The organism is Nonomuraea sp. 10N515B (assembly GCF_052245915.1).
GTDB lineage: Bacteria > Actinomycetota > Actinomycetes > Streptosporangiales > Streptosporangiaceae > Nonomuraea.
In genome coordinates this window covers 1-22,520 of record NZ_JBQQBQ010000075.1, presented here as the reverse complement: position 1 = coordinate 22,520, position 22,520 = coordinate 1, and the positions used below count along the sequence as shown (strand labels likewise).

Here is a 22,520-nt window from a genome sequence, read left to right as displayed (position 1 = left end):
CGGACAGCCGCCCACGTCAGAGGCGCTTCGCCCGCTGCCGGAGCAGTCGCGCCAGCCGGAAGGACGCCAGCACGCTCACGCCCAGATGCCCCGACACGAGGGCGATCTGGTAGACGCGTTGGCCCGCTGTCAGATCGGCCGCGTACCCGCCGTCGAAGAAGCCCGACACGAAGGCCAGCACCCCGGCGACCAGCAGCAGGGCCGCGGCCGGGACGGCGACCGCACGGCGGCGGCGGGTCGCGCCGGCGACCAGGACGGTCATCGCGATCATCATGGTGATCGGGGCGGACAGCCGCGCCTGCGGGCCGAGGGCGTCCAGAAACGTCGGGTTCAGCCCGGCGGAAACCGACAGGAACGCGCCGGCGACGTCCATGGCGAGCAACAACCCCACTCCGGCGAACAGCGCCGTGTTGAGCGCCCGGCCGCCGTCGGGGGCGGTGGTGATGGAATCGGACATGTCATCTCCTCTCAGCGGAATCTCGCTCGAGGATGGGCGGGCCAGGGGTCAGGCGTCATGAGCCTGCGGTCCTGGTGAAGACGGGACTTGTCGTCCCGTGACGGCGGGACAACCGGATGGCACGATTCACCTCATGATGGACAGATCGTCCTGGCGGGCCGCCGTGGCAGGAGGTGCGCTGCTCCTTCTGGTCGTGGCCGCGGTGGTGGTCGAGCCCCGGCTGCGGGCGCTGGGCGTGACCGGGATCGTGGAACGGTTCGACGCCTTCCGCGCCGTCGCGGCGCTCTCGTTCGGGGTGCCCGGCCTGTTCGTCGTGTCGCAGCGGCCGGGGTCGCGGGTGGGCTGGTCGATGGTGTTCGTCGGGGCGGCTCAGGCGCTGGGGGTCGCCCTGGGGGCGTACGGGCTGCTGGGGATCAACCACGGCGTGCAGGGCGGGCGGCTGCCGGGCGACGACTGGGCGATGTGGGTGTCCAACTGGTTGTGGGTGCCCGCCTACCTCGTCGTGCCGACGGTCTTCCTGCTGATCTTCCCCGACGGCCGGTTGCCCTCGCGCCGCTGGCGGCCGGCGCTGGCGGCGGCGGTCGCCGGGATCGTGGTGAACACCCTCGACTGGGCGCTGCGGCCGGTGACCCACGTGGACGTCGCCGGTCTCTACCCGGCCGGGTACACGGGGGTGCTGGCCGGTCTCCACGGCCTTCCTGGCGCCCTGAGCGCGATCGGCGTCGCTTTGACGATCGGCGCGGTGGCGGCCGCTGTCGTCTCGCTCGCCGTCCGGTACCGCACCTCCGACGCCGAGGCGCGGCGGCGGTTCCAGTGGGTTCTCGCCGCGGCGCTGCTGACCGTGGGCTTGGCGGGGGTGGCGCTGGCCGTGCCGTGGGGGCCGGTCATTATCGCGTCAGCCGCCGTCCCGCTACCGGTCGCGGTGTCTGTCGCGATCGTGGCGCACCGTCTGTGGGATCTCGATCTGCTGCTGTCGCGGGCGCTGGCGTTCGGGGCCGTCAGCGTGGTGTTGCTGGCGGCGTATGCGCTGGTCGCCTTCACCCTTGGCGGCGTCGTCGGCGCGGGCGCCTCCGCGGTGATCGTGGCGCTCGTGGTGCATCCCCTGTACAGGCGGGTCCTGGCCGCGGCGAACCGGCTCGTGTACGGCGACCGGGAGGATCCGGCGCGGGCGCTGCGACGCCTCGGTGCGCGCCTGTCCGACGCCGGGGCCCCCGGCGACCTCCTGGACCGGATGGCCGCCGAGGTCGGGCGCGTGCTCCGCGTCCACTATGTGGCCGTGAAGGAATCGGGCACGGTCGTCGCGTCCTGGGGCAGGCCCGGCCCGGCGGGAGAAACGGCGGGGGAGACGGTGGCGGAGAGCGTGCCGCTGCTGCACCGGGGGGAGCCGGTCGGCGCTTTGCTGCTGGGCGAGTGGCTGCGCCCCAAGGACCGGCCGCTGGTGGCGGAGCTGGCGCCGCACGTGGCGGTGGCCGTGCACGCCCATCGGCTCGGTGCCGACCTGGAGCGCTCCCACGGGCGGATGCTGGCGGCCAGACAGGAGGAGCGGGACCGCCTGCTGTACGAGCTCCACGACGGTCTCGGACCGACCCTGGCCGCTCTCGCGCTCCAGCTGGACCGTGGTCGCCGGCTGGTGGATGGCGATCCCGAGGAGGCCAAGCAGGTGATGGAGGAGCTGTCGCGGCGCATCCGCGGCACGGTCGAGGACGTCCGCTCGATCGTCAACGACCTGCGCCCGCCGCCCCTGGACGACCTGGGACTGGCCGGGGCACTGGCCGAGCTGGGCCGCGGTTTCGCCGGCGACCTCACCGTCGAGGTGCGGATCCCGCCCGACCTGCCCGCGCTCCCGCCGCCGGTCGAACTGGCCGCGTACCGGATCGCCGCAGAGGCGCTGACGAACGCCGTACGACACGCCATGGCCTCCCGCTGCACGGTCACGCTGCGTGCCGCGGACGCCTTGGAGTTGCGGGTGGAGGACGACGGCGTGGGCGTGGGCGCGCCCGCCCGCCACGGGTTCGGGCTGGCCTCGATGCGCCGCCGCTCGGAGGAGCTGAACGGCACGTTCGAGCTGCTCACCGGCGCGGGGCCAGGCACTCATCTGGTCGTCAGGCTGCCGCTGGCGGCGGCGTGATGATCAAGGTGCTGGTGGTGGAGGACCACCCGGTGTTCGCGGAGGGCCTGGTCGCGCTCTTCCACGACCTGCCGGAGGTGGAGGTCGTGGGCGTCGCCGCCACCGGCGAGGCCGCCGTGGACCTGGTCGAGCAGGCGGCCCCGCAGGTGGTGCTGATGGACCTGCACCTGCCCGGCATCAGCGGGGTCGAGGCCACGTCCCGGATCACCGGGCGCCACCCCGAGGTGGCCGTGCTGGCGCTGACCATGCTCTCGGACGACGAGACGGTCCTGGCCGCCATCCGCGCCGGCGCCCGCGGCTACCTGCTGAAGGAGGCGACCGGGGCGGACATCGTGCGGTCGCTGGAGGCGGTGGCGGCCGGGCAGGTGGTGTTCGGCGCCTCGACGGGTGAGCGCGTGCTGGCCGCGCTCTCCACCCAGCCCGGCCGTCCCCGCCCGCTCCCGGAGCTGACGGATCGCGAGCTGGAGGTGCTCGATCTGGTCGCCGTCGGCCTCAACAACCAGGCCATCGCGCGGCGGCTGGTGTTGAGCGAGAAGACGGTGCGCAACCACGTGTCCAACATCTTCGCGAAGCTGCACGTCTCGGACCGCTCGACCGCCGTGGCCCGCGCCCGAGACGCCGGCCTCGGCACCCGGGGGGACCACACGGCTCCCGGACCCTTCCGGCCACAAAGCGAGAAGCCAGGTTCGTGATCGGCGAACCTGGCTTCTCGATGCAAAACGCGTGGACGATACTGGGATTGAACCAGTGACCTCTTCCGTGTCAGGGAAGCGCTCTCCCGCTGAGCTAATCGTCCTTACGAGGTGGCGACGGGATTTGAACCCGTGTGGACGGCTTTGCAGGCCGCTGCCTCGCCTCTCGGCCACGCCACCGAGCCGGAAGCTCCGAGCGGAAGACGGGATTCGAACCCGCGACCCTCACCTTGGCAAGGTGATGCTCTACCACTGAGCCACTTCCGCCTCCGCCCCGCCCGGGGCGACGAGAGAACTCTAGCGAATCCTGGCCGAGTCCCCAAACTGGAATATGCCCGCGCAGGTCAGCTGTGGCCGCCGTTGACCGTGACCCGCTGCCCGGTGATGAACGCGCCGCCGTCCGAGGCCAGGAACGACACCGCCGCCGCCACGTCTTCCGGCGTGCCCATCCGGCGCAGCGGCACCTCCTCCAGGTAGCCGCTCTGGTCGAGCCCTGCGTGCCGCTCCACGGGGATCCAGCCGGGCGCGACCACATTGACCGTGACGCCGTACGGGCCCAGCTCGCGTGCCCACGCCTCGGTCAGCGCGTGCTGGGCGCCCTTGGCCGCGATGTACGCCGACATGCCGGGCAGGTTGCGATCGACGACGTCGGAGCCGATCTGGATGACTCGGCCGCCGCCGCGCTCCCGCATGCCGGGCAGCACCGCCTGCACCAGCAGGGTGGGGCTCTTGACGAAGAAGCGGAGCTGGTCGAGGTGGGCCTCCCAGGTGAGGTCCTCCATCGGGATCAGAGGCTGCGGCCCGGTGGCGTTCGCCACCAGCACATCCACCGGGCCGAGGCGCCCGGCGATCCGCTCGACCAGGCCCGCCACGCCGCTCTCGTCGGTGATATCGGCGAGGAAGCCCTCCGCGACGCCGCCGGCGGCGCGGATGGTGTCCACGACCTGCTGGACGCCGTCGGCGTCCTTGCCGGCGTTGACGGCGACGGCCAGGCCGTCCGCGGCGAGCCTGCGCGCGATCACGGCCCCCAGGCCGCGGGAGGCGCCGGTGACAAGGGCTACTAAGGTCATGAAGGAGACCTTAGGTCAGCGGGCAGGCTGCAGATCCGCCGGGTGCGGCCCCTCGGTCTCCAGGCGATATTCCTGGCCGGAGACGGCGCGGTTGTCGTCGATGACCCGCTCCGACGGCGGCTGCTCCCCGCCCATGATGGCCTCCTGCATCTTCGAGAACCGCTCGTGGGCCTCCCGCACGTAGCCCGTCCCCAGCGTGGTCTGGTCGATCTGGGTGGCGATCAGGTCCCGGACGTAGGCCTTGTTCGGCTCGAACGTCACCGGCGGCGGCAGGGCCGGCGCCAGCACCTGGCCGGGCTCGCGGCCGTCGAACCGCTTGAACATCTCGGCCGCCAGCCGCAGGTGCTCCAGCTCCATGCTCAGATGCAGCTCCCAGATGTGCTTCACCTTCGGGTCGGACTCGGTCTCCATGAACGAGTAGTACAGGTAGCACTCGTTGTACTCGTGGGTGAGCAGCATCTCCCACCAGCTCTCGCCGGGGTCCACGAGCGACTCGTAGTGGGTGACGTGCTCTTCCTCGATGAGCGCGATCTCCTGATACAGCTGGCGGGCGATCGGCTCCATGTACATCGGGCCGACGTTCATGTAGAAGTTCATGGTCTGCTGCTCGGCCGCCATGATCGTCAGCGCGTGCAGGCGGGACAGCGGCTCGGTCGTGGCGCGGTCGTAGGGCTCCCGCACGTTGTCCACGGGGTCGCGGTGGTGCAGATGGGTGGGCCGTCCCGGCATCACCTCGGTGAGGTTGTCGACGATCTTCCCGGCCTTGCGGTGCTCGATCATCTCGTACAGGTTGGCGTACCGGTAGAGGTGGTCGAAGTCCTCCAGCACGCCGAACTGGTAGGCCTGCCGCAGGTACGCGTCCGGCTCCATGCGCGCCACCCACGAGGTCAGGTCCACGGCGACCTGTTCGTAGGCGATGGTGGTCTCCAGCACCGAGGCGACGCCGGGCAGCAGCCAGTTGACCACCTTCTGCTGCTGGGCCTCGAGGTAGCGCACCCGGGCCAGCTGCCGCTTGGCCTCGAGGTCCGGGCAGTGGCGGGCCAGCTGGTGACTGAAGAGGATCCCCTCCGTCTCGATGCCGTTCATGGTGATGATCCGGCAGCGGGTGTACGGGTCGGCGTGGTCGGGATCGATGGGCGTGACATGGAGCTCACGCCAGTCGCGCAGTTGCTCGTCCAGCGGGATGCCCCGCTCCTGCAACGGGTCGAAGGCCATGTCGCCGCCCGTACCCGGCGCATTCTCCGCGTTAAGTCCTCCAACGGCCCACGTTCGGTAAGGAAACGCGTGCCGTCCGCGGGCCCCGGGTAGGGCGCTGACGTGGCTGAACATGATGTGATCGACCTGCTGACGGCCCAGCACGCGCAGATCAGGGACCTGTTCGACGAGGTCGAGCAGGCGCCGCCGGACAAGGTGGAGGCGGCCTTCGGCCGGTTGACGCGGATGTTGTGCGTGCACGAGACCGCCGAGGAGGAGATCGTCCACCCGTACGCGCGCAGGAAGCTCGACAATGGCCAGGGCGTGGTCGCCGACCGGCTGCACGAGGAGAACCGCGCCAAGCAGCTCCTCCTCGACCTGCACAACGACGGCGTGGACCATCCCCGGTTCTGGGAGCGCCTCGCCGAGCTGCGCACCGCCGTCACGGCGCACGCGCGGGGCGAGGAGCGGTACGAGTTCGCGAAGCTGCGCGAGCGCACCTCCACGGCCGAGCGGCGGGCCATGGCGGCGGCGGTGCGGGCGGCCGAGAGCCTCGCCCCGGTGCGCCCGCACCCCGGCACGGAGTCCGCCACCAAGAACCTGCTGCTGGGAACGCCTCTGGCGGTGATGGACCGGGCCCGCGAGCTGATCCGCAAGGCCCTCGGAAAGGGATGACGGCATCCTTCGACGCCGGGCGAAATATCGGCGTATTACCGTCGGGGGCATGGAGCACATCGCCCGAGACGCCGACATCGCGCCCGTCGCCGCGCTCATCGCGGATCCGACCCGGGCGGCCATCCTGACAGCCCTGCTCGACGGGCGGGCGCTGGCGGCCGGCGAGCTGGCCAGGGTGGCGGGCGTGAGCGCGGCCACCGCCAGCTCGCACCTGGCCCGGCTGCTCGACGGCCGGCTGGTGGACGTCGTGCGCCAGGGCCGCCACCGCTACTACCGGCTGGCCGGGCACGAGGTGGCCGAGGTGCTGGAGGTGCTGGCCAGGATCAGCGCCCGCCCGCCCGTGCGCTCCCTGCGCCAGTCCCGGCAGGCCAGGATGCTGGAGGAGGCCCGCACCTGCTACGACCACCTCGCGGGCCGCGCCGGGGTGGGGCTGCTCGACGGGCTCAGGGAGGGCGGTTATTACGCGGCGCACGACCTGACCGGCGCGGGCGAGCGGCTGCTCGCCGGGCTCGGCGTGGACGTGGCGGGCGCGCGGGGCTCGCGCCGGAGGTTCGCGCCCGAGTGCCTGGACTGGACCGAGCGCAGGTCTCACCTGGGCGGGGCACTGGGGGCGGCGGTCACCGAGGCGCTGTTCGACCGCGGCTGGTTCCGGCGCGGCAGCGTGCCCAGGGCAGTGATCGTCACCGATGAGGGCAGGGAGGGGTTGTCGGCATTGTTCCCAAGTAAGGAGCTAACATCGCATACGCCGGTTACCTAGCAAGTGAGAGAGACCCACCATGCGCGACAACGGAGTCGTGAACGTCGGCCCGGAGCCCCTGACTTTCCATGACGTGATCGAGGTGGCCCGGCACGGGGCCGCCGTCCGGCTCACCGACGACGCGGTGGCCGCCATGTCGGCCGCCCGCCAGCGGGTGGACGAGCTGGCCGAGAGCCCGGTGCCCGCGTACGGCATCTCGACCGGGTTCGGGGCGCTCGCCACCCGCCACATCGACCCGGCGCTGCGCACCCAGCTCCAGCGCTCCCTCGTCCGCTCCCACGCGGCCGGCAGCGGCCCCGAGGTGGAGACCGAGGTCGTGCGCGCGCTCATGCTGCTGCGCCTGCGCACGCTCGCCTCCGGCCACACCGGCATCAGGCCCACCACCGCCAAGACCCTGGCCGCGCTGCTCAGCGCCGGGATCACGCCGATCGTGCACGAGTACGGCAGCCTCGGCTGCTCGGGCGACCTGGCGCCGCTGGCGCACGTGGCGCTCACGTTGATGGGCGAGGGCGTCGTACGGGACAAAGCCGGAAATATGCTGCCCGCCGCCGAGGCGCTCAAGCAGGCCCACATCGAGCCCGTCGAGCTGGCCGCCAAGGAGGGCCTGGCGCTCATCAACGGCACGGACGGCATGCTCGGCATGCTCGTCCTCGCCATCGAGGACCTCACCAGGCTCGTCAGGACCGCCGACGTGAGCGCCGCGATGAGCGTGGAGGCGCTGCTGGGCACCGACCGGGTGTTCATGCCGGAGCTGCAGGCGCTGCGCCCGCACCCGGGGCAGGCGCGCGCCGCCGCCAACATGATGAAGATCCTCAAGGACTCCGGCGTCATGGCCAGCCACCGCGACCCGGAGGCGTGCACCCGCGTCCAGGACGCCTACTCGCTGCGCTGCGCCCCCCAGGTCGCCGGGGCCGCCCGCGACACGATCGCGCACGCGGCGACCGTGGCCAGGTGGGAGCTGGCCAGCGCCGTCGACAACCCGGCCGTGCTGGCCGACGGCCGCGTGGAGTCCAACGGCAACTTCCACGGCGCGCCGGTCGCCTACGTCCTCGACTTCCTGGCCGTCGTGGCCGCCGACCTGGCCTCGATGTCGGAGCGCCGCACCGACCGGTTCCTGGACGTGGCGCGCAACCACGGACTGCCCGCGTTCCTGGCCCACGACCCGGGCGTGGACTCCGGGCACATGATCGCCCAGTACACCCAGGCCGCGATCGTCTCCGAGCTGAAGCGGCTGGCGGTGCCCGCCAGCGTGGACTCCATCCCCAGCTCGGCCATGCAGGAGGACCACGTGTCCATGGGCTGGTCGGCCGCGCGCAAGCTGCGCAAGTCGATCGACGGCCTGACCCGGGTGCTGGCCGTCGAGGTCCTCACCGCCGCCCGCGCGCTCGACCTGCGGGCCCCGCTGGAGCCCGCGCCGGCCACGGCGGCCGTGGTCAAGGCGCTGCGCGAGACCGTGCCCGCCCCGGGGCCCGACCGCTTCCTGGCGCCGGAGATCGACTGCGCGGTGCGCCTGGTGGCCGACGGGGGAGTGGTGGCCGCCGCCGAGTCGGTCACCGGCCCTCTGGAGTGAGCGCCACGATCAGGTCCACCTCCAGCAGCAACCCCGGCATGAACAGCTTCGACACCTCCACGGTGGTGCTGGCCGGGGGAGTGCCGGTGATGTACCTGCGGCGCACCGCCCCGTACTCGGCTCGGGCGTCCATGTCCGTCAGGTAGGTCCTGATGAACGCGATGTCCTCGAACGCGGCGCCCTGATCGGCGAGGATGCGCGCGATGACCTCGAAGACGTGCTCGGCCTGGGCCGCCATCGAGCCCTCGCCGACCACCTTCCCGCTCTCGTCGAAGGCCGCCACGCCGGAGACGTAGAGCGTGTCGCCGGCGCGGACGGCGTGCGAGTACATGCCGTTCGTCGCCGGGATCGCCGGCACGGTGACCGGCACGGCACGCGGGGCGCGCCCGCCTCCCACGTGCTCCACGATGGCGGTCAGGTCCCGGTCACCGAACCCGGCCGCCCTCGCCTCCTGCAGCCGCTTGCGTGCCGCCGAGGCCAGCGACCCGCCCTCCCAGGCCGCCAGCTCCAGGTCCTTGGCCGCGTGCGCCAGCGAGTAGCGGGTCTGCTCGGCCGGCACGCGCAGCCGCTCGGCCAGCACGCCCAGCGGGGTGCCCGACAACACCTCGATCAGCGCCTCGCGGTCCACGCCGTGCGCCTGGCCGTAGGCGTACGTCTCGGCCAGCAGCACCTGCGCGGGCACGATCGCGCTCATCACGGCGATCTTCATGGCCGCGCCCGCCCCCATCGGCCCCAGCTCCCGCACGGTCCCGAGCGCCGACAACACCTCCCGGCAGCCCGACAGGTCGCCACCGGCGAGCACGGTCAGCGTGCCGTCGGCGGCGGGGCCGACGCTGCCCAGCACCGGCGCGTCCACCAGATTGATCGAGGAGGGCAGCAACGCCCGCAACGCGCGCACCGCCTCCGGGCCGATCGTGGACATCTCGACCACCGTCGCGCCGGGTCGCAGCCCCGGCAGCGCCGCCGCCAGCACCTCGCGTACCGCGGCCGGGTCGCTGAGCATGGTGATGACCAGGTCCGCGTCCTCCACGGCCGCCGCCGCCGAGATGCCGGTCCCGCGGCGCCACGTCGTCACCTTGTGCCCGGCCGCCAGGAGCCGCCGGGCCATCGGGACGCCCATGCGTCCCTGTCCGAGAAAAGCAATCTGTCCGAGAAAAGTCGCCATGCGGAAAGTACACCTGGATGCGAGACATTCCACCACCGACTAGATTGCATACCAGTCATGCCTGATGAGAATGCCTTCGACACCGCGGCGCTCCGCCTCCTCGACGAGGTGGCGCGGAGTGGGTCGTTCACCGCCGCCGCCGAGCTGCTCGGATACACCCAGTCGGCGGTCTCCCGCCGGGTCGCCGCGCTCGAACGCGCCGCCGGCGGGCCGCTCTTCGAGCGCCTGGCCCGCGGGGTACGCCTGACGCCCGCCGGCGCCGCCCTGCACCGCCACGCCGTCGCCGTGCTGGACCGCCTCGACCGGGCCGGCGAGGAGCTGGCCGCCATCCACGGCGGGCGGGGCGGGACACTGCGCGTCGGCGCGTTCGCCACCGCCAACGTGGATCTCGTCCCCCAGACCTTGAAACGCTTCGCCGCGCGGCGTCCAGGCGTAGAGCTGCGCCTGGTCGAAGAGCTCACCGGCCGGCTGATGGAGCGGCTGCGCGCGGGGGCGCTCGACGTGGCCGTGATCAGCGACTACCCGGCGGGGCTGCCCGCCGACGCGCCCCGTACCGTGTTGCTGCGCGAGGACCGGCTGTTCGTCGCGCTGCCCGCCGGGCACCGGCTGGCCGGCGACGCCGACGTGGACCTGCGTGACCTGGCGGATGAGACATGGATCGAGGCGGCTCCGCGCGGCCAGCCCACCCTGCTGGTCACCGCGTGCGCCGCCGCCGGGTTCACGCCGCGCAGCGGGTTGCGGGTGGCCGGATGGGCGGGCAAGTTCGGATGTCTCGCCGCCGGACTCGGGGTGACGCTCGTGCCGGAACTCGCCGCTCGGGCCGTGCCGCCCGATCTGGTGCTGCGGCCGCTGCGCGGAATGGCGCCGGTGCGGAAGGTGTACGCGGCCCTGCCAGACGAGCCACTGCCCGCGGCGCTGGAGCTCGTCGAATTGCTGGGACAATGGGGGGCGTGTACGACGGCTTTGCCTACCTCGGTCACACCCTCGCCACCGGTCTGCGGGACGTGACCTCCGATCTTGCCGCGCTCGACGGCGAGGGCTGGTGGGCGGTTGTCGTCGACTACGAGGGCAAGGTGACGTGTGCCCGGTTCGACCAGGTGCGCCAGGCGCCCCTGCCCCGGCCGGCCGCCCCTTGGCACGGGCCGCACCCCGGCGAGTGGCGCAGCTCGCTCGACCGGACCGCGTACGAGCGTGGTGTGCGGGCCATCCGCGACTACATCGAGCAGGGCGAGGTCTACCAGGCCAACCTGTGCCGGGTCCTGACCGCGCCCGTCCCGCCCGACGCCGACCCGCTCGCCCTGGCCGCCAGGCTCGCCACCGGAAACCCGGCACCCTACGGCGGCGTGATCCAGGTGCCCGGGCTCAGCGTGGTGTCGGCCTCGCCCGAGCTCTACCTGTCGCGCGACGGCGACGTCGTGGAGTCCCGGCCGATCAAGGGCACCGGCGCGACCGCCGGCGACCTGCTCGACAAGGACTACGCGGAAAACGTCATGATCGTCGACCTCGTCCGCAACGACCTGGGCAGGGTCGCGGCCGTCGGCTCCGTCGAGGTGCCGTCGCTGTGCGCGGTCGAGGCGCACCCCGGCCTGGTCCACCTCGTCTCCACCGTGCGCGCCCGGCTGGCGCCGGGGATGGGATGGCCGGAGCTGTTCGCGGCGACGTTCCCGCCCGGGTCCGTCACCGGCGCGCCCAAGTCATCGGCGCTGCGGATCATCAATGAGCTCGAACCAGCCCCCCGCGGGCCTTACTGTGGGGCTCTGGGCTGGGTCGACGCCGACCAGGGCAAGGCGGCGCTGGCCGTCGGCATCAGAACCTTCTGGATCTCGGACGGTCAAGGGGAGATCCGGTTCGGCACGGGAGCGGGCATAACCTGGGGCAGCGACCCCACACGCGAATGGCTCGAGACCGAGCTCAAAGCAGCCAGGCTCATCGCACTGGCGTCCACAGGAGGAAATGTATGAACATCCCTGTCTGGGTCAACGGGGAGCTGATCGACCCCGCACGTGCCACCGTCTCGGTGTTCGACCACGGGCTGATGGTCGGCGACGGCGTCTTCGAGACCATCAAGATCGTGAACGGGAAGTCGTTCGCCCTCACCAGGCACCTCGACCGGCTCAAGCTCTCGGCCCAGCGCATGGACCTGCCCGAGCCCGACGTCGAGGCCATCGCCGACGGCGTCGCCAAGTGCCTGGCGGTCGCGCCCGCCTGGGAGCTGGGCCGCATCCGCGTCACCTACACCAGCGGCCCCGGCCCGCTCGGCTCCGACCGCGGCGACCAGGGCACCACCGCCATCGTCATCGTGGACGAGCAGAAGCCGTTCCCGGCCACCGCCAATGTCGCCGTCGTGCCCTGGCCGCGCAACGAGCGCGGCGCCCTGTCCGGGGTCAAGAGCACCTCCTACGGCGACAACGCCAAGGCGCTGCTGCACGCCAAGAAGCGCGGCGGCGGCGAGGCGATCTTCGGCAACCTCGCGGGCAACCTGTGCGAGGGCACCGGCTCCAACATCTTCATCGTCCGCGACGGCCGCCTGCTCACCCCGACCCTCGAGTCCGGCTGTCTGGCCGGTGTCACCCGGGCGCTGGTGCTCGAGTGGTGCGGCGGCGAGGAGGCCGACGTGCCGCTGTCGGCTCTCTACGAGGCCGAGGAGGCCTTCCTCACCTCCACCACCCGCGACGTCCAGCCGATCAAGCTGGTGGACGACACCGAGCTGCCGCTCGCCCCCGGCCCGATCACCACCAAGGCGATGCGGGTCTTCGCCGAGCGGTCCGCCGCCGATCTCGACCCCTGATCCTGTCATCCGCGACGCGGCGGCCCGCCCCGGGACCGCCGCGTCGCTACATTTGATCTACATTTCCGCCGCCGGCCTCTGCGAAATCAACCGGCGGCGTTACGATTTCCGCAGAATCGCCTTCCGATCAACGGTGAGTGCACATGAGCGGGGAGGCCGGCGCGCCGCTGCCGCCCATTTCTGAAATGGGCGCGATCCTCACGGTCGAACGCGTGCTCGCCCGCACTCCGGCCCTCGCCGTCCGGCTGCCCATGATCCAGGCGTACGCCACCGGCTGCCTGCTCAACCTCGACGTCGTGGCCCGCAACGCCACCGCGCCCCGCACCCTGGCGTTGCAGCTCGACTCGGCGTTCTCCGGCGAGGAGAGCACGTCGCTGCACGTCATGCTGCGTTATCCGGACGGCGTCGAAGTGGACTCCGGCAAGGACCACGACTGCGCGCCGCCGAGCCTTTCCTGGTTCCCCGGAGGGGTGCGCGGCGACGCGTCGTTCACTCTTTACCAGATGCCCCTGTGGCTGTTTCCCCTGCCGCCGCCCCAGGATTTCCTGTTGACCGTGGAATGGCCGTGGGCCGGCATCGCGCCCGAGTACGTCTGGCTCGACGGCGCCGCCATCGCGGGGGCGGCGGCGCGGTCGACGCATGCGTGGCCCCTATAGGTGTGTCAGTAGCTCTTCTGGGTCTGGACGTTGAAGTCGTCCATCGTGACCTTCTCGGCCGGGTCGGTGAGCGGGTCGTCGATCTTCAGGACGTCCAGGCCCTGCGTGATGTCGCTGGAGTAGATGTAGCCGTTGTAGTAGTAAGCCGACCAGGAGCCGGCGATGACGCTGCCCTTGACCGGGCCGCGCTCGAAGTAGCCGATCTCCTTGGGGTTCGCCGAGTCGGTGAAGTCCCAGATCGACACGCCGCCCTGATACCACGCCTGCACCATGATGTCCTTGCCGGGCACCGGGATCAGCGAGCCGTTGTGCGCCACGCAGTTCTCCTCCCGCTGCTGCTCCCTCGGGATCTTGAAGTAGCCCCGCTTCTGCAGCTGGCCGTCCACCAGGTCGTAGACGGCGTTGGCGCCCTTCGTGTCCGGCGTGTTGCGGTCGCACGTGGCCTGGCCGCCGCCGCCCAGCTCGTCGCTGAACACCACCTTCGTGCCGTCGTTGTTGAACGTCGCCGAGTGCCAGATCTGGAAGTTCTCGGTGTCGGTGAGCTGCTGCAGCACCTTCGGCTTGATCGGGTCGGAGATGTCGAGCAGCACGCCGTCGCCGAAGCAGGCGGCCGCGGCCAGCTTCTTCTCCGGGTAGGCGGTGATGTCGTGGCAGCCGGAGGCGAACTCGGAGTGCTGCCGCTCAGGGAAGATATTCGGCTTCGCCACGATTTTTGCGGATTGAGGTGAGGCTAGCGGGACTTCTACGACCTGGATGAGTTCGTGCGGTGCGGGGCAGGTCTCCGAATCGGGCTCAGGGCCGGGGGAGGAGACGTACACGTACAGGCTGTCCTGGCCGGGCACCATCGTGTGGGTGTGCGAGCCGCACTCGGTCTGGACGGCGCCCACGTACTTCGGGCTCTTCTTGTCGCTGACGTCGAAGATCCGCAGGCCCTCCCAGGACGGGTCGCCCTGGCTCGCGTCGCACTCCGGGCCGCCGACCGGCTCGTCGATGGACAAGATCAGCAGATTGTCGTGAATCGTGACATCGTTCTGCTGGGCCGGGCAGGCCACCTGGCTCACGACCTGCGGCTTCGTGGGGTCGGTGATGTCGTAGATGGAGAAACCGCCGAAGTTCCCCACGTACGCGTAGTCGCCCTGGAAGGCCAGGTCGGTGTTGATGTCGTCGGCCCCGGTGAAGGGGGCGGTCTTCGGCACGTGGGCGACGTGCTCGACGTTGTCACTCATCATGACACCGCCCCCGGCCGTGCCGGAGACGGTGGCGGCTGGAGCGCTGGTCTCCTGCAGTGCGGTCGCGGATGGCGCGGGCGGCTCCTGCGACGCCAGCGGGCCGGCCGCGCACGCGGAGGCCAGCATTAACGCCGTACCCACCACCGCTCCGCGGAACTTTGCAGAGATCAACGCATATCCCCTTTGTCTCGTAGTTCAGTATGGAAGCTATGTCAGCAGGTTCATGGCCGCGCACGGTGTTCGTCATAGTTATGGCGACTTTCGCCGTGGCTGCCTGCTCTCAGCAGCCCGTCCAGCACGTCGCGCCGGTCGGCACGGAGGCGCCTGTCCTGGTGCCGGGCAGCCCCGGGGCCCCGGCCCGTACGGCGACGCCGGGGGAGCGGATCGGGCAGCCGCCGAAGGCGGCCGTGGCCTCGGACGTGCGCTTCGCGGAGGCCATGATCCCCCACCACCGCCAGGCCCTGGAGATGACCTCCTTAGTGGACGACCGCACCGCCACGCCGGCGATCCGCGCGTTCGCCCGCTCCATCACGACCGCCCAGACCCCGGAGATCAAGGCCATGACCGGCTGGCTCGCCGAGCTGGGCCGCCAGGCGCCGGCCGGGCACGCGCACGAGCAGGCGGCGGGCTACGGGATGGCGACGACGCAGGAGCTCAACGCGCTGCGGGCCGCCCGAGGGGCCACGTTCGACCGCCTGTTCCTCCAGCTGATGACCCGGCACCACGAGGGAGCGGTGAAGATGGCCGGCGAGGAGCTGGCCGACGGGCGTGACCAGCGCATGCGGCTGCTGGCCAAGGACGTGTACTCGGGGCAGAGCATCGAGATCGCCCGGATGAAGGAGGTCCTGAATTCACTGCCGGCTTAGACCCTCCGACAGGGAGACGGTCGCTCCGACAGGGGAGACGGTCGCTCCGACGGGAGGACGGGCGCCTCAACAGGGAAACGGCCCCGCCCGTCATGCGGGCGAGGCCGTCGGAGTGCTTAAGATATCGGGGCGCTCAAGAAGGCCACAGCATGTTCGTCAGCTCGGCGTCCAGATCCATGAAGTCGGTCTCGCGCCCCGCCGGCACCTTCTCGTAGGTCCGGTGCAGGAACTCGGTCAGCGGCGCCAGGGGCACTTCGAAGAGCGCCTGACCGAACGGCGACGTGAGACTGATGTGGAGCGTGCGCTCGCCGTCGGCGCGGGCCGGCCACACCTGCACGTCGCCGTCGCCGACACGCCGCACGATGCCCACGGTCAGCAACTCGCGGGCGAAGATCCACTCGACCGGCTCGTCGTTCCCTACGTGGAAGGCCATGCGGATGGCGTACGGATCGTCGGCTGTGTAACTCAGTCCGGCGAGCAGGGGGACGGTAGTACGGTCGGGGACCACAAGCCGAAGGCCAAGCTCGGCGGAGACGGTGGTGCTGTTCATCGTCAGCCAAACCTTTTCGTCGTAGGTCCCCTCTTCGGGGCTTTCACTGCTCTGACGGACTTCGTCCTGAGCTATGACGCGGAACGAAGAAACCTGTAGGAAAGATTCCGCTTCAGGGGCCTTCTGTAACGCACATCACAGCTGGACATTTAGGCATCTACCAGGCTAAACGGCATCAATCGGGTCGTATTTGCAAGGGTTTTGCGTGCTGTGGAGCCTGCCCCGGAGTGGCCGACCATGAACGTTTCTCGCGAAAAGATCGCGATCGGCTCCTTCCGGAACACGACGATGGTATGCCACCGACCCCTGCCGCCGGTGGGCAACCGCCGCCTTTCACCTGAATCCCTCCCATGGCCCTCCCATCGCCCTCCCTGCCTGCTTCTGTCATGCCCCCGCCGACCGCTTTCACTTCGCCAGCACGTGCCAGAGTGCGGTATGGTTTTCCCCGTCGGCACCGCAAGGGACCGGCAGGCGGGCGATTAGCTCAGCGGGAGAGCGCTTCGTTCACACCGAAGAGGTCACTGGTTCGATCCCAGTATCGCCCACACAGGTCAAGGGCCACACCCCACACGCGGGAGTGGCCCTTTTGATCTTCTAGGTGACTGTGCAGCCCCGTCGCCCGTCACGCGCGAAGCTCGATCCATGACGGTCACGCCGTCCTGCATGACGGGTCTGATCTGATGACGGTAGATCTTCTCGCTGACGCCTGAGCCTCCGGGTGCGGCTGATCAGCCGGGCGATGTTCTCGACAGGGAGTCCGTCTGCTGACAGCAGCGAGACGAAACCGTGCCGCATCTCCCGACGAGGCGTCCACTCAGCGGCGACCGGGCCTTAGCCGACTGGGTCAGCGGCCGGTCGAGCCGTCGATCAGTTCGCGGAGAATGTCGGCGTGTCCGGCGTGGCGGCCGGTCTCCTCGATCATGTGGGCCAGCGTCCAGCGCATCGAGGGTGGATGGCCGGCGGGGGAGGGGCGGGCCACCGGCGCCGTCAGGTCGGTGCAGGCGTCGATGACCGCGTTCGCCCGGTCGACGGCGTCGCGGTAGTCGGCCAGGACAGAGGTGACGGTCTCCTCGGGTCGCGGCTGGAACGTGCCCGGCCAGTCGGTCACCTCTTCGCCGAGGAAGTAATACCGCTCGACGTGCGCGAGATGGCGGACCAGTCCCAGCAGCGACGTGCCTGAGGGGACACCAGGGGTACGGACCTGCGGTTCCGGGACGTCCTGGGCCTTGGCGGCCACCGCGGCGCGCAGGTGGTCAAGGAAGCCGCGCAGTACGTCCTTCTCGCCGGGGCCGGTGCGAGGGGGTGGGGTGTCTCGTCGGCGGCGGGTGCGTGGGGATGTCATGGTGGTCCTTTGATGGGTGGTCGGGGGTCAGCCGGTCCGGCGGATCAGCAGGACGTGATCGAAGACCTCGGCGGTGCGCCCACCGGGTCCGGTGGTCACCCGGCGGGGCGCGTCCGCACGCTCGACGCTCCAGCCCCGGGGGTCGAGGCCGAGGCCCGCCGGGAGACAGCGCGTGTGCGGCGGTCCGCAGGACGTGCTCGCGCGGCAGGTCGAGGGGAGCGTGCAGGTAGTGCGCGGACACGACGTCGAACCGGCCGGCGGGAAAGCTCTGCGCCATGTCGTGTCGCTCTGCGGTGATGTGCCCGTCGAGCCCGAGGGCGCGTGCGCGGTCGGGCAGCCGGGCGATCGCGACGGCGGAGATGTCGATGGCCATGACCCGCCACCCGCGGCGGGCGAGCCACAGGGCGTCACCGCCGGCACCGCAGCCCAGGTCGAGAGCCTCGCCCGGGGGCAGGTCGACGGTGGGTGGTGGACATGGATTCGGGTGCTCCTCGTGATGTGCTGGGTAGGGCCAGCGTTACCCCAATCGCGCGACCTGGCATCATTTCTTGCGGTTCCGGCAAGAGAGCACGCTGTCCCGCCTGGAGAGCGGGCAGCGGTGGGCCGGCCTGGAGTTGCTGCTGCCGCTGGCCCGCGCATACGACGTCCCGCTGGAAGATCTCGTCGGCGCTCCCCGCACCGGCGATCCGCGGATGGTGCTCCAGCCAGGCGAGGCGGCTGAATTCGACACCACGCTCCTGTACTGGCTCGGCAGCGCCGACGGCCGCGCCGTCGAACTGCTCATCCTGTTCGGGCAGCAGGGACAGCGTGCCGTGCCGGTGCCGGGCGAGGTGGTCACGGCGGCCGAGCTCGGTGTCGTGACGGCCGGGCTCCGTCAGGTGGGGCACCCGGCCTCAGGGCCGGTGGTCCCATGGTTCGCCGAGCCGGTCGGCCGGGCCGGATGGGAGGAGCTGGCGGCGGCCGGGGGCGAGTGGGCGCCGGCGCTGGAGCGGGCGCCTCCCGATCTCGTCGCGCTGGACGCCCTGGTGGCCCCTCCCGGCTCCCTCATCACCACCTGCCCGCCCGGCGTGGGAGCTGGCGGGCATCCTGGTCGATCTGCCTGTGCAGGACGCGGTCGCGGCCTACCGGGCCTACCGGGACGCGGGCGGGCCCGCGACGGTCGCCGAGCCTGCCGACTTCTCGATGGCGATCGCGGTGCAGGGGCATCTGCTGGAGTTCTACGCCAACCGTGCCTTGTCCCCGGAGGAGCCGGAGGAGTCGGAGGAATCGGAGAAGTCGGAGGAGAACCGCGACAGGGCCCGCGCCCGGCTGCGAGCGATGCTCGGCCGGCCGCTGACGCCGGCGAGGATCGACGACCTCCTGACGGCGCTCTGACCTCGCTCTAGCGGCCGCGCAGGATGAGGCTCAGCTGCCTGCGCGGGCGTTTGGCGGCCCACGCCGCCCGCTCGTTCACCTGCGGGAACGGCTCGGCCGGCATGGGCACGCCGAGGAACGCGCACAGCGGCTCCCACCCGTCCCGCACATCGAACACCAGCAGCCGCCCGGCCGGCAGCGCCGCCTTGACCTCGGCGGTGTGCCGTTCGTACACGCCGAGCACGTGGTCGCGGTCGTCGACGCGGCCGTCGAAGATCCGGTCGATGACGGTGGCCCTGGCCATGCGCGGGTAGAGCGCGAAGTCCGGCGCCCGCCAGGCGATCAGCCGGCGCACCACCCGGCGGCGCAGGGGCAGCCGCTGCCGCTCGGCCAGGGCGCTGCGGAAGATGGTCTCGCTGACGCTGTCGTACCAGCGGCCGGGGTCGCGCACGGTCAGGACGACCTTGGCGTCCGGGTAGTGCGCGGCCAGCTCGCGCCAGTATGCCGAGGCCGGCCAGTCGACCGCCGACTGGAAGCCGCGGAACACCTCGTCCCAGTCCTGTGAGCGCCCGTCGCCGACGTCGAGCCACTGCCGCACCCGGTACGGCTCGGCGATGACCGACGCCATGTGATAGCAGGGACCGTACCCCAGCAGTTCGAGCGCCGCCTTCAGCGACCGCGTGCCCGTCCGGCCGAAACCCGCGCCGATCACCTTCACGGAGTCCTCCCGCGCCTCGCATCTCTGATGCGCCTCTGATCCGCGCCCTCTACCGTGAGTTCAGTTCTACGACGACCCGCCCCGGATGCCCAGAGGAGCCGGCCATGCTCTTCCCGCACCCCCTGTTCGACGCGCTGCGCGCAGCGCCCGGCACCCCCGCCTTCGAGCACGCCGGCCGCACCGTCTCGCGAGGCGAGCTGCTGGACCTCATCCGGCGGCTGGCGGGCGCGCTGGCCGACGCGGGGCTGGGTCCCGGCCGGGCGGTGGCCGTGCGCACCTCCGTCACGCCCGAGGCCTTCGCCGCCCACATGGCCGCGCACGCGCTCGGCTGCCGCGTCGTGGGCATCCGCCCCGGATACGCCCCCGGCCAGCTCGCCCACGTGCTCGGCATGGACGTGGACATGGTGCTCGTGGATCCGGCCACCGCGGCGCCCGAGCTGTTCACCAAGCCCGCCCTGTCGCTGGGCCCGTGCGCGGAGGCCGCCGACCTGCTGGCGCACCCCGACGACCGTCGCCCGCTCACGGTGCAGGCCCGGCCGGACGACGTGGCCGCGCTGGTGTTCACCAGCGGCAGCACCGGGCGGCCCAAGGGCTGCTCGATCACCTACCGGGCGCTGAGCGAGCACTGGGCGTGGCAGCCGCGTGCCTGGGGGCCGGTCGCGGCCGCGCTCGCCCGGGACTTCGAGCGTTATCTGCTGTTCGGCACGCTCGCCAGCATGGTCGTGCTCGAGTTCGTCGCGCCCTGCCTGCTGGGCGGGGGCACGGCCGTGATCCCGGAGGAGAACGGGCGGCCGCTGTTCCCGTACGCGATCGAGCGTCACCGCATCACCGGGTCCATCATCACCGTGCCGAGGTTGTTCCAGATGGTGCGCCTGCTGGAGGAGCAGCCGGCGGACGTGGGCAGCCTGCGGGCGCTCATGGTGTCCGGCTCGCCGATCAGCGCCAAGCGGCTGGCCGCGGCGGCCGAACGGCTCGGCCCCGTCGTTTACCAGGGCTACGGGCAGACCGAGGCAGGCAACGTCGCCATGCTCACGCCGGAGCACATCGCCGCGGGCCGCGGGCTGGACTCGGTGGGCCGGCCGCATCCCGGGGTCGAGATCAGCGTGCGTGACGAGGACGGCTGGGAGCTGCCGCCGGGCAAGACGGGCGAGATCCACGTACGCAGCCCGTACGTGATGTCCGGCTACTGGGGCGAGGAGGCGGAGACCCGAGACACGCTGCGGGACGGCTGGCTCAACACCCGCGACCTCGGTCACGTGGACGACGGCGGCTTCCTGCACCTGGCCGGGCGGACCCGCGACGCGATCATGGTCAACGCGATGGTCGTGTACGCGGGACCGATCGAGCGCGCCCTGGCCGCCCACCCCGACGTGGACGAGGCGTACGTGGCCGGCGCTCCCGACGAGGACACCGGTGAGGCCGTGCACGCGTTCGTCGTCCCGCCGCCCGGCCGCGTCCCGGACCCCGCCGTCCTGTCCGCGCTGGTCAGGGCCGAGCTCGGCGACGACGGCGTGCCCAAGACGATCACGATGGTGCCGGGCGTGCCCGTCGCCGCCAGCGGCAAGCCCGACAAGCGCGCCCTGCTGGCCCGGTTTCTCTGAGCAATCTCTGAGAATTGCCCGCCCACACTGATGTTGTCCTTTCAACCACCTTGCCGTGAGTGGAGGCGTCAGTGCCGGACAACGCCCTGGACTACCTGGTGATCGGCGCCGGCCCGGCGGGCCTGCAGCTGGGGTACTTCCTGCACCGGGCAGGTCACTCGTACCGGATCCTCGAGGCGGGGCCGGCGCCGAGCCAGTTCTTCCGGATCTTCCCCCGCCATCGCACGCTCATCTCGATCAACAAGAAGCACACCGGCTGGGACGACCCCGAGCTCAACCTCCGGATGGACTGGAACTCGCTGCTGTCGGACGACCCGGGCCTGCTGTTCACCCGCTACAGCGACCGGTACTTCCCGCACGCCGACGACATGGTCCGCTACCTCGCCGACTTCGCCGAGCGCACCGGGCTGCGGATCTCGTACGACGCCCGCGTGGTCCGCGTCGAGCGGCCCCATGATCAGCGCGGGGCGTTCGTGGTGACCGACGAGCAGGGCCGCAGGTACGAGGCGCGACGGGTGATCGTCGCGACCGGCGTCACCCGCCCCAACCTCCCGCCCATCCCGGGCATCGAGACCGCCGACCGGTACGGCACCGCCTCCACCGACCCGGCGGACTACGTGAACCAGCGGGTGCTCATCATCGGCAAGGGCAACTCCGCGTTCGAGACGGCCGACAACCTCCTCGAGACCGCCGCGGTCATCCACGTCGCCGGCCCTCGTTCCGTCCGCATGGCCTGGCGCACCCACTACGTCGGCCACCTGCGCGCGGTCAACAACGGCCTGCTCGACACCTACCAGCTCAAGTCCCAGAACGCGCTGCTCGACGGCGACGTCAGGAACATCACGCGCAAGCCCGACGGCACGTATCTGGTCACGGTGGCCTTCGCCCGCGTCAACGAGGTCACCAAGGACATCCCGTACGACCGGGTGATCGTCTGCACCGGCTTCCGCTTCGACGCCTCGATCTTCGCCGACGACTGCCGGCCCGAGCTGGTGATCAACAACAGGTTCCCCGCGCTCACCCCCGCCTACGAGTCCGTCAACGTGCCCGGCCTGTACTTCGCCGGCACGATCACCCAGTCCCGCGACTTCAAACGCGGCACCAGCGGCTTCATCCACGGCTTCCGGTACGGCGCCCGCGCCCTGCACCGCATCCTGGAATCCCGCTACCACGGCGTCCTGTGGCCCGCCAGGATCCTCCCGGCCGAGCCAGGGCCGCTCGCGGCCGCCGTCATCGACCGGGTCAACCGCACCTCGGCCCTGTGGCAGCAGTTCGGGCTGCTGGCGGACGTGATCGTCATCGACGGAGCTCGCGGTGACGGCACCGCCCGTTACCTGGAGGAGCTGCCGTACGACCTGCAGGGCCCGCCGATCGGCGAGCGCGGCCACTTCACCATCACCCTGGAGTACGGTCCCGACCACGACAAGGTGGACCCGTTCGACATCGAGGTGGCCCGCATCAGCCAGAGCGACGCGGCCCGCGCCCACGAGGGCCACTACCTGCACCCCGTGGTACGGCACCACCGGCCGGGCCAGCCGCCGCTCGCCCACCACATCACGGAGAACCTGGAGAACGAGTGGACGTCCGAGGAGGTCCACGTCGAGCCGCTCCGGGCCTTCTTCGCCCGCCAGACCGCCTCCGTACCGGTCTGATCATGGACCAGCGGACCCTGCGCGGGTTTGGGGACGAGGAACGGGCACAGATCTAAA

At 71.2% G+C, this 22,520-nt stretch carries 22 protein-coding genes, 4 tRNA genes and 1 pseudogene; 15 read left to right on the top strand and 12 right to left on the bottom strand.

Annotated features, from left to right (window positions below):
* Window positions 1-16: 16 nt before the first annotated feature.
* The gene (locus ACTWQA_RS51310; RefSeq protein ID WP_443166101.1) at window positions 17-457 is read right to left on the bottom strand and encodes a hypothetical protein; all 441 of its coding nucleotides are present in this window, start codon (window positions 455-457) and stop codon (window positions 17-19) included.
* 133 nt (window positions 458-590) lie between these two features.
* On the opposite strand from ACTWQA_RS51310, the gene ACTWQA_RS51305 reads away from it, so the two are divergent.
* Window positions 591-2,585, top strand: coding sequence for a sensor histidine kinase (locus ACTWQA_RS51305; protein ID WP_443166100.1), 1,995 nt, complete (start codon window positions 591-593; stop codon window positions 2,583-2,585).
* Complete coding sequence (locus tag ACTWQA_RS51300) at window positions 2,585-3,277, top strand: response regulator (RefSeq protein WP_443166099.1); 693 nt, start codon at window positions 2,585-2,587, stop codon at window positions 3,275-3,277. Before ACTWQA_RS51305 ends, ACTWQA_RS51300 begins: the two co-directional genes overlap by 1 nt.
* A gap of 32 nt (window positions 3,278-3,309) precedes the next feature.
* Here ACTWQA_RS51300 and ACTWQA_RS51295 read toward each other — a convergent pair.
* From ACTWQA_RS51295 to ACTWQA_RS51275, 5 genes are all read right to left on the bottom strand, one after another.
* A tRNA-Val gene (locus ACTWQA_RS51295) sits at window positions 3,310-3,381 on the bottom strand.
* Between the two features lie 5 nt (window positions 3,382-3,386).
* A tRNA-Cys gene (locus ACTWQA_RS51290) sits at window positions 3,387-3,457 on the bottom strand.
* 15 nt (window positions 3,458-3,472) lie between these two features.
* Window positions 3,473-3,544: transfer RNA gene (locus tag ACTWQA_RS51285), tRNA-Gly, on the bottom strand.
* Window positions 3,545-3,621: 77 nt separating this feature from the next.
* Window positions 3,622-4,347 (bottom strand): SDR family NAD(P)-dependent oxidoreductase, encoded by a 726-nt coding sequence (locus ACTWQA_RS51280; protein WP_443166098.1) that lies wholly within the window; start codon window positions 4,345-4,347, stop codon window positions 3,622-3,624.
* A 15-nt stretch (window positions 4,348-4,362) separates the two neighbouring features.
* Complete coding sequence (locus ACTWQA_RS51275; RefSeq protein WP_443166097.1) at window positions 4,363-5,562, bottom strand: hypothetical protein; 1,200 nt, start codon at window positions 5,560-5,562, stop codon at window positions 4,363-4,365.
* 102 nt (window positions 5,563-5,664) lie between these two features.
* On the opposite strand from ACTWQA_RS51275, the gene ACTWQA_RS51270 reads away from it, so the two are divergent.
* From ACTWQA_RS51270 to hutH, 3 genes are read left to right on the top strand one after another with little or no spacing between them, the layout of a single operon-like run.
* On the top strand, window positions 5,665-6,216 hold the full coding sequence (locus tag ACTWQA_RS51270) for a hemerythrin domain-containing protein (protein WP_305921608.1): 552 nt from the start codon (window positions 5,665-5,667) through the stop codon (window positions 6,214-6,216).
* A gap of 49 nt (window positions 6,217-6,265) precedes the next feature.
* Window positions 6,266-6,973, top strand: a complete 708-nt coding sequence (locus ACTWQA_RS51265; protein WP_443166096.1) for an ArsR/SmtB family transcription factor — start codon at window positions 6,266-6,268, stop codon at window positions 6,971-6,973.
* A gap of 19 nt (window positions 6,974-6,992) precedes the next feature.
* Window positions 6,993-8,543: a histidine ammonia-lyase gene (gene hutH / locus ACTWQA_RS51260; RefSeq protein ID WP_443166095.1), complete on the top strand. Its 1,551-nt coding sequence runs from the start codon at window positions 6,993-6,995 to the stop codon at window positions 8,541-8,543.
* Here hutH and ACTWQA_RS51255 read toward each other — a convergent pair.
* A complete protein-coding gene (locus tag ACTWQA_RS51255; RefSeq protein WP_443166094.1) occupies window positions 8,524-9,708 on the bottom strand; it encodes a Rid family hydrolase in 1,185 nt (394 codons plus the stop codon). The two genes, hutH and ACTWQA_RS51255, sit on opposite strands and share 20 nt — an antisense overlap.
* A 57-nt stretch (window positions 9,709-9,765) precedes the next feature.
* On the opposite strand from ACTWQA_RS51255, the gene ACTWQA_RS51250 reads away from it, so the two are divergent.
* From ACTWQA_RS51250 to ACTWQA_RS51235, 4 genes are all read left to right on the top strand, one after another.
* Window positions 9,766-10,716: a LysR family transcriptional regulator gene (locus ACTWQA_RS51250; RefSeq protein WP_443166093.1), complete on the top strand. Its 951-nt coding sequence runs from the start codon at window positions 9,766-9,768 to the stop codon at window positions 10,714-10,716.
* Window positions 10,650-11,669, top strand: coding sequence for a chorismate-binding protein (locus ACTWQA_RS51245; RefSeq protein WP_443166092.1), 1,020 nt, complete (start codon window positions 10,650-10,652; stop codon window positions 11,667-11,669). The genes ACTWQA_RS51250 and ACTWQA_RS51245 overlap by 67 nt, the downstream gene beginning before the upstream one ends.
* Window positions 11,666-12,496 carry an aminotransferase class IV gene (locus ACTWQA_RS51240; protein WP_443166091.1) on the top strand — a complete coding sequence of 277 codons (831 nt, stop codon included), beginning with the start codon at window positions 11,666-11,668 and terminating at the stop codon, window positions 12,494-12,496. The genes ACTWQA_RS51245 and ACTWQA_RS51240 overlap by 4 nt, the downstream gene beginning before the upstream one ends.
* Before the next feature lie 143 nt (window positions 12,497-12,639).
* Window positions 12,640-13,152: a hypothetical protein gene (locus tag ACTWQA_RS51235; RefSeq protein ID WP_327580641.1), complete on the top strand. Its 513-nt coding sequence runs from the start codon at window positions 12,640-12,642 to the stop codon at window positions 13,150-13,152.
* 5 nt (window positions 13,153-13,157) lie between these two features.
* Here ACTWQA_RS51235 and ACTWQA_RS51230 read toward each other — a convergent pair whose 3' ends face one another.
* Window positions 13,158-14,507 (bottom strand): LVIVD repeat-containing protein, encoded by a 1,350-nt coding sequence (locus ACTWQA_RS51230; protein ID WP_443166123.1) that lies wholly within the window; start codon window positions 14,505-14,507, stop codon window positions 13,158-13,160.
* Between the two features lie 125 nt (window positions 14,508-14,632).
* Between ACTWQA_RS51230 and ACTWQA_RS51225 the strand changes: the two genes are divergently transcribed.
* Window positions 14,633-15,247, top strand: coding sequence for a DUF305 domain-containing protein (locus ACTWQA_RS51225; RefSeq protein WP_443166090.1), 615 nt, complete (start codon window positions 14,633-14,635; stop codon window positions 15,245-15,247).
* 133 nt (window positions 15,248-15,380) lie between these two features.
* On the opposite strand, the gene ACTWQA_RS51220 is transcribed toward ACTWQA_RS51225, so the two are convergent.
* Window positions 15,381-15,797: an SsgA family sporulation/cell division regulator gene (locus ACTWQA_RS51220; protein WP_020547189.1), complete on the bottom strand. Its 417-nt coding sequence runs from the start codon at window positions 15,795-15,797 to the stop codon at window positions 15,381-15,383.
* Window positions 15,798-16,270: 473 nt separating this feature from the next.
* Here ACTWQA_RS51220 and ACTWQA_RS51215 point away from each other — a divergent pair.
* A tRNA-Val gene (locus tag ACTWQA_RS51215) sits at window positions 16,271-16,342 on the top strand.
* Between the two features lie 299 nt (window positions 16,343-16,641).
* On the opposite strand, the gene ACTWQA_RS51210 is transcribed toward ACTWQA_RS51215, so the two are convergent.
* Together ACTWQA_RS51210 and ACTWQA_RS51205 are read right to left on the bottom strand one after the other, a co-directional pair.
* Entirely contained in the window at window positions 16,642-17,139 is a 498-nt protein-coding gene (locus ACTWQA_RS51210; protein WP_443166089.1) for a DinB family protein, read from the bottom strand.
* Window positions 17,051-17,542: a class I SAM-dependent methyltransferase gene (locus ACTWQA_RS51205; RefSeq protein WP_443166122.1), complete on the bottom strand. Its 492-nt coding sequence runs from the start codon at window positions 17,540-17,542 to the stop codon at window positions 17,051-17,053. Before ACTWQA_RS51205 ends, ACTWQA_RS51210 begins: the two co-directional genes overlap by 89 nt.
* A gap of 163 nt (window positions 17,543-17,705) precedes the next feature.
* On the opposite strand from ACTWQA_RS51205, the pseudogene ACTWQA_RS51200 reads away from it, so the two are divergent.
* Together ACTWQA_RS51200 and ACTWQA_RS51195 are read left to right on the top strand one after the other, a co-directional pair.
* A pseudogene (locus ACTWQA_RS51200) lies at window positions 17,706-17,951 on the top strand (helix-turn-helix domain-containing protein); the annotation flags it as partial.
* A gap of 289 nt (window positions 17,952-18,240) precedes the next feature.
* Entirely contained in the window at window positions 18,241-18,513 is a 273-nt protein-coding gene (locus tag ACTWQA_RS51195; RefSeq protein ID WP_443166124.1) for a hypothetical protein, read from the top strand.
* 7 nt (window positions 18,514-18,520) lie between these two features.
* Here the strand turns inward: ACTWQA_RS51195 and ACTWQA_RS51190 are convergent, their stop codons facing one another.
* Window positions 18,521-19,210 (bottom strand): sulfotransferase family protein, encoded by a 690-nt coding sequence (locus ACTWQA_RS51190; RefSeq protein ID WP_443166088.1) that lies wholly within the window; start codon window positions 19,208-19,210, stop codon window positions 18,521-18,523.
* A gap of 104 nt (window positions 19,211-19,314) precedes the next feature.
* Here ACTWQA_RS51190 and ACTWQA_RS51185 point away from each other — a divergent pair, with 104 nt between their 5' ends.
* Window positions 19,315-20,811 carry a class I adenylate-forming enzyme family protein gene (locus tag ACTWQA_RS51185; RefSeq protein WP_443166087.1) on the top strand — a complete coding sequence of 499 codons (1,497 nt, stop codon included), beginning with the start codon at window positions 19,315-19,317 and terminating at the stop codon, window positions 20,809-20,811.
* Between the two features lie 71 nt (window positions 20,812-20,882).
* Complete coding sequence (locus ACTWQA_RS51180) at window positions 20,883-22,463, top strand: NAD(P)-binding domain-containing protein (RefSeq protein ID WP_443166086.1); 1,581 nt, start codon at window positions 20,883-20,885, stop codon at window positions 22,461-22,463.
* Window positions 22,464-22,520: the final 57 nt, after the last annotated feature.

What these genes read in the sequence shown, in the direction of transcription:
- ACTWQA_RS51310 (WP_443166101.1), bottom strand. Translation starts at nt 457, where the DNA reads ATGTCCGATTCCATCACCACCGCCCCCGACGGCGGCCGGGCGCTCAAC.
- ACTWQA_RS51305 (WP_443166100.1), top strand. Translation starts at nt 591, where the DNA reads ATGATGGACAGATCGTCCTGGCGGGCCGCCGTGGCAGGAGGTGCGCTG.
- ACTWQA_RS51300 (WP_443166099.1), top strand. Translation starts at nt 2,585, where the DNA reads ATGATCAAGGTGCTGGTGGTGGAGGACCACCCGGTGTTCGCGGAGGGC.
- ACTWQA_RS51280 (WP_443166098.1), bottom strand. Translation starts at nt 4,347, where the DNA reads ATGACCTTAGTAGCCCTTGTCACCGGCGCCTCCCGCGGCCTGGGGGCC.
- ACTWQA_RS51275 (WP_443166097.1), bottom strand. Translation starts at nt 5,562, where the DNA reads ATGGCCTTCGACCCGTTGCAGGAGCGGGGCATCCCGCTGGACGAGCAA.
- ACTWQA_RS51265 (WP_443166096.1), top strand. Translation starts at nt 6,266, where the DNA reads ATGGAGCACATCGCCCGAGACGCCGACATCGCGCCCGTCGCCGCGCTC.
- hutH (WP_443166095.1), top strand. Translation starts at nt 6,993, where the DNA reads ATGCGCGACAACGGAGTCGTGAACGTCGGCCCGGAGCCCCTGACTTTC.
- ACTWQA_RS51255 (WP_443166094.1), bottom strand. Translation starts at nt 9,708, where the DNA reads ATGGCGACTTTTCTCGGACAGATTGCTTTTCTCGGACAGGGACGCATG.
- ACTWQA_RS51250 (WP_443166093.1), top strand. Translation starts at nt 9,766, where the DNA reads ATGCCTGATGAGAATGCCTTCGACACCGCGGCGCTCCGCCTCCTCGAC.
- ACTWQA_RS51245 (WP_443166092.1), top strand. Translation starts at nt 10,650, where the DNA reads ATGGGGGGCGTGTACGACGGCTTTGCCTACCTCGGTCACACCCTCGCC.
- ACTWQA_RS51240 (WP_443166091.1), top strand. Translation starts at nt 11,666, where the DNA reads ATGAACATCCCTGTCTGGGTCAACGGGGAGCTGATCGACCCCGCACGT.
- ACTWQA_RS51235 (WP_327580641.1), top strand. Translation starts at nt 12,640, where the DNA reads ATGAGCGGGGAGGCCGGCGCGCCGCTGCCGCCCATTTCTGAAATGGGC.
- ACTWQA_RS51230 (WP_443166123.1), bottom strand. Translation starts at nt 14,507, where the DNA reads ATGCTGGCCTCCGCGTGCGCGGCCGGCCCGCTGGCGTCGCAGGAGCCG.
- ACTWQA_RS51225 (WP_443166090.1), top strand. Translation starts at nt 14,633, where the DNA reads ATGGCGACTTTCGCCGTGGCTGCCTGCTCTCAGCAGCCCGTCCAGCAC.
- ACTWQA_RS51220 (WP_020547189.1), bottom strand. Translation starts at nt 15,797, where the DNA reads ATGAACAGCACCACCGTCTCCGCCGAGCTTGGCCTTCGGCTTGTGGTC.
- ACTWQA_RS51210 (WP_443166089.1), bottom strand. Translation starts at nt 17,139, where the DNA reads ATGACATCCCCACGCACCCGCCGCCGACGAGACACCCCACCCCCTCGC.
- ACTWQA_RS51185 (WP_443166087.1), top strand. Translation starts at nt 19,315, where the DNA reads ATGCTCTTCCCGCACCCCCTGTTCGACGCGCTGCGCGCAGCGCCCGGC.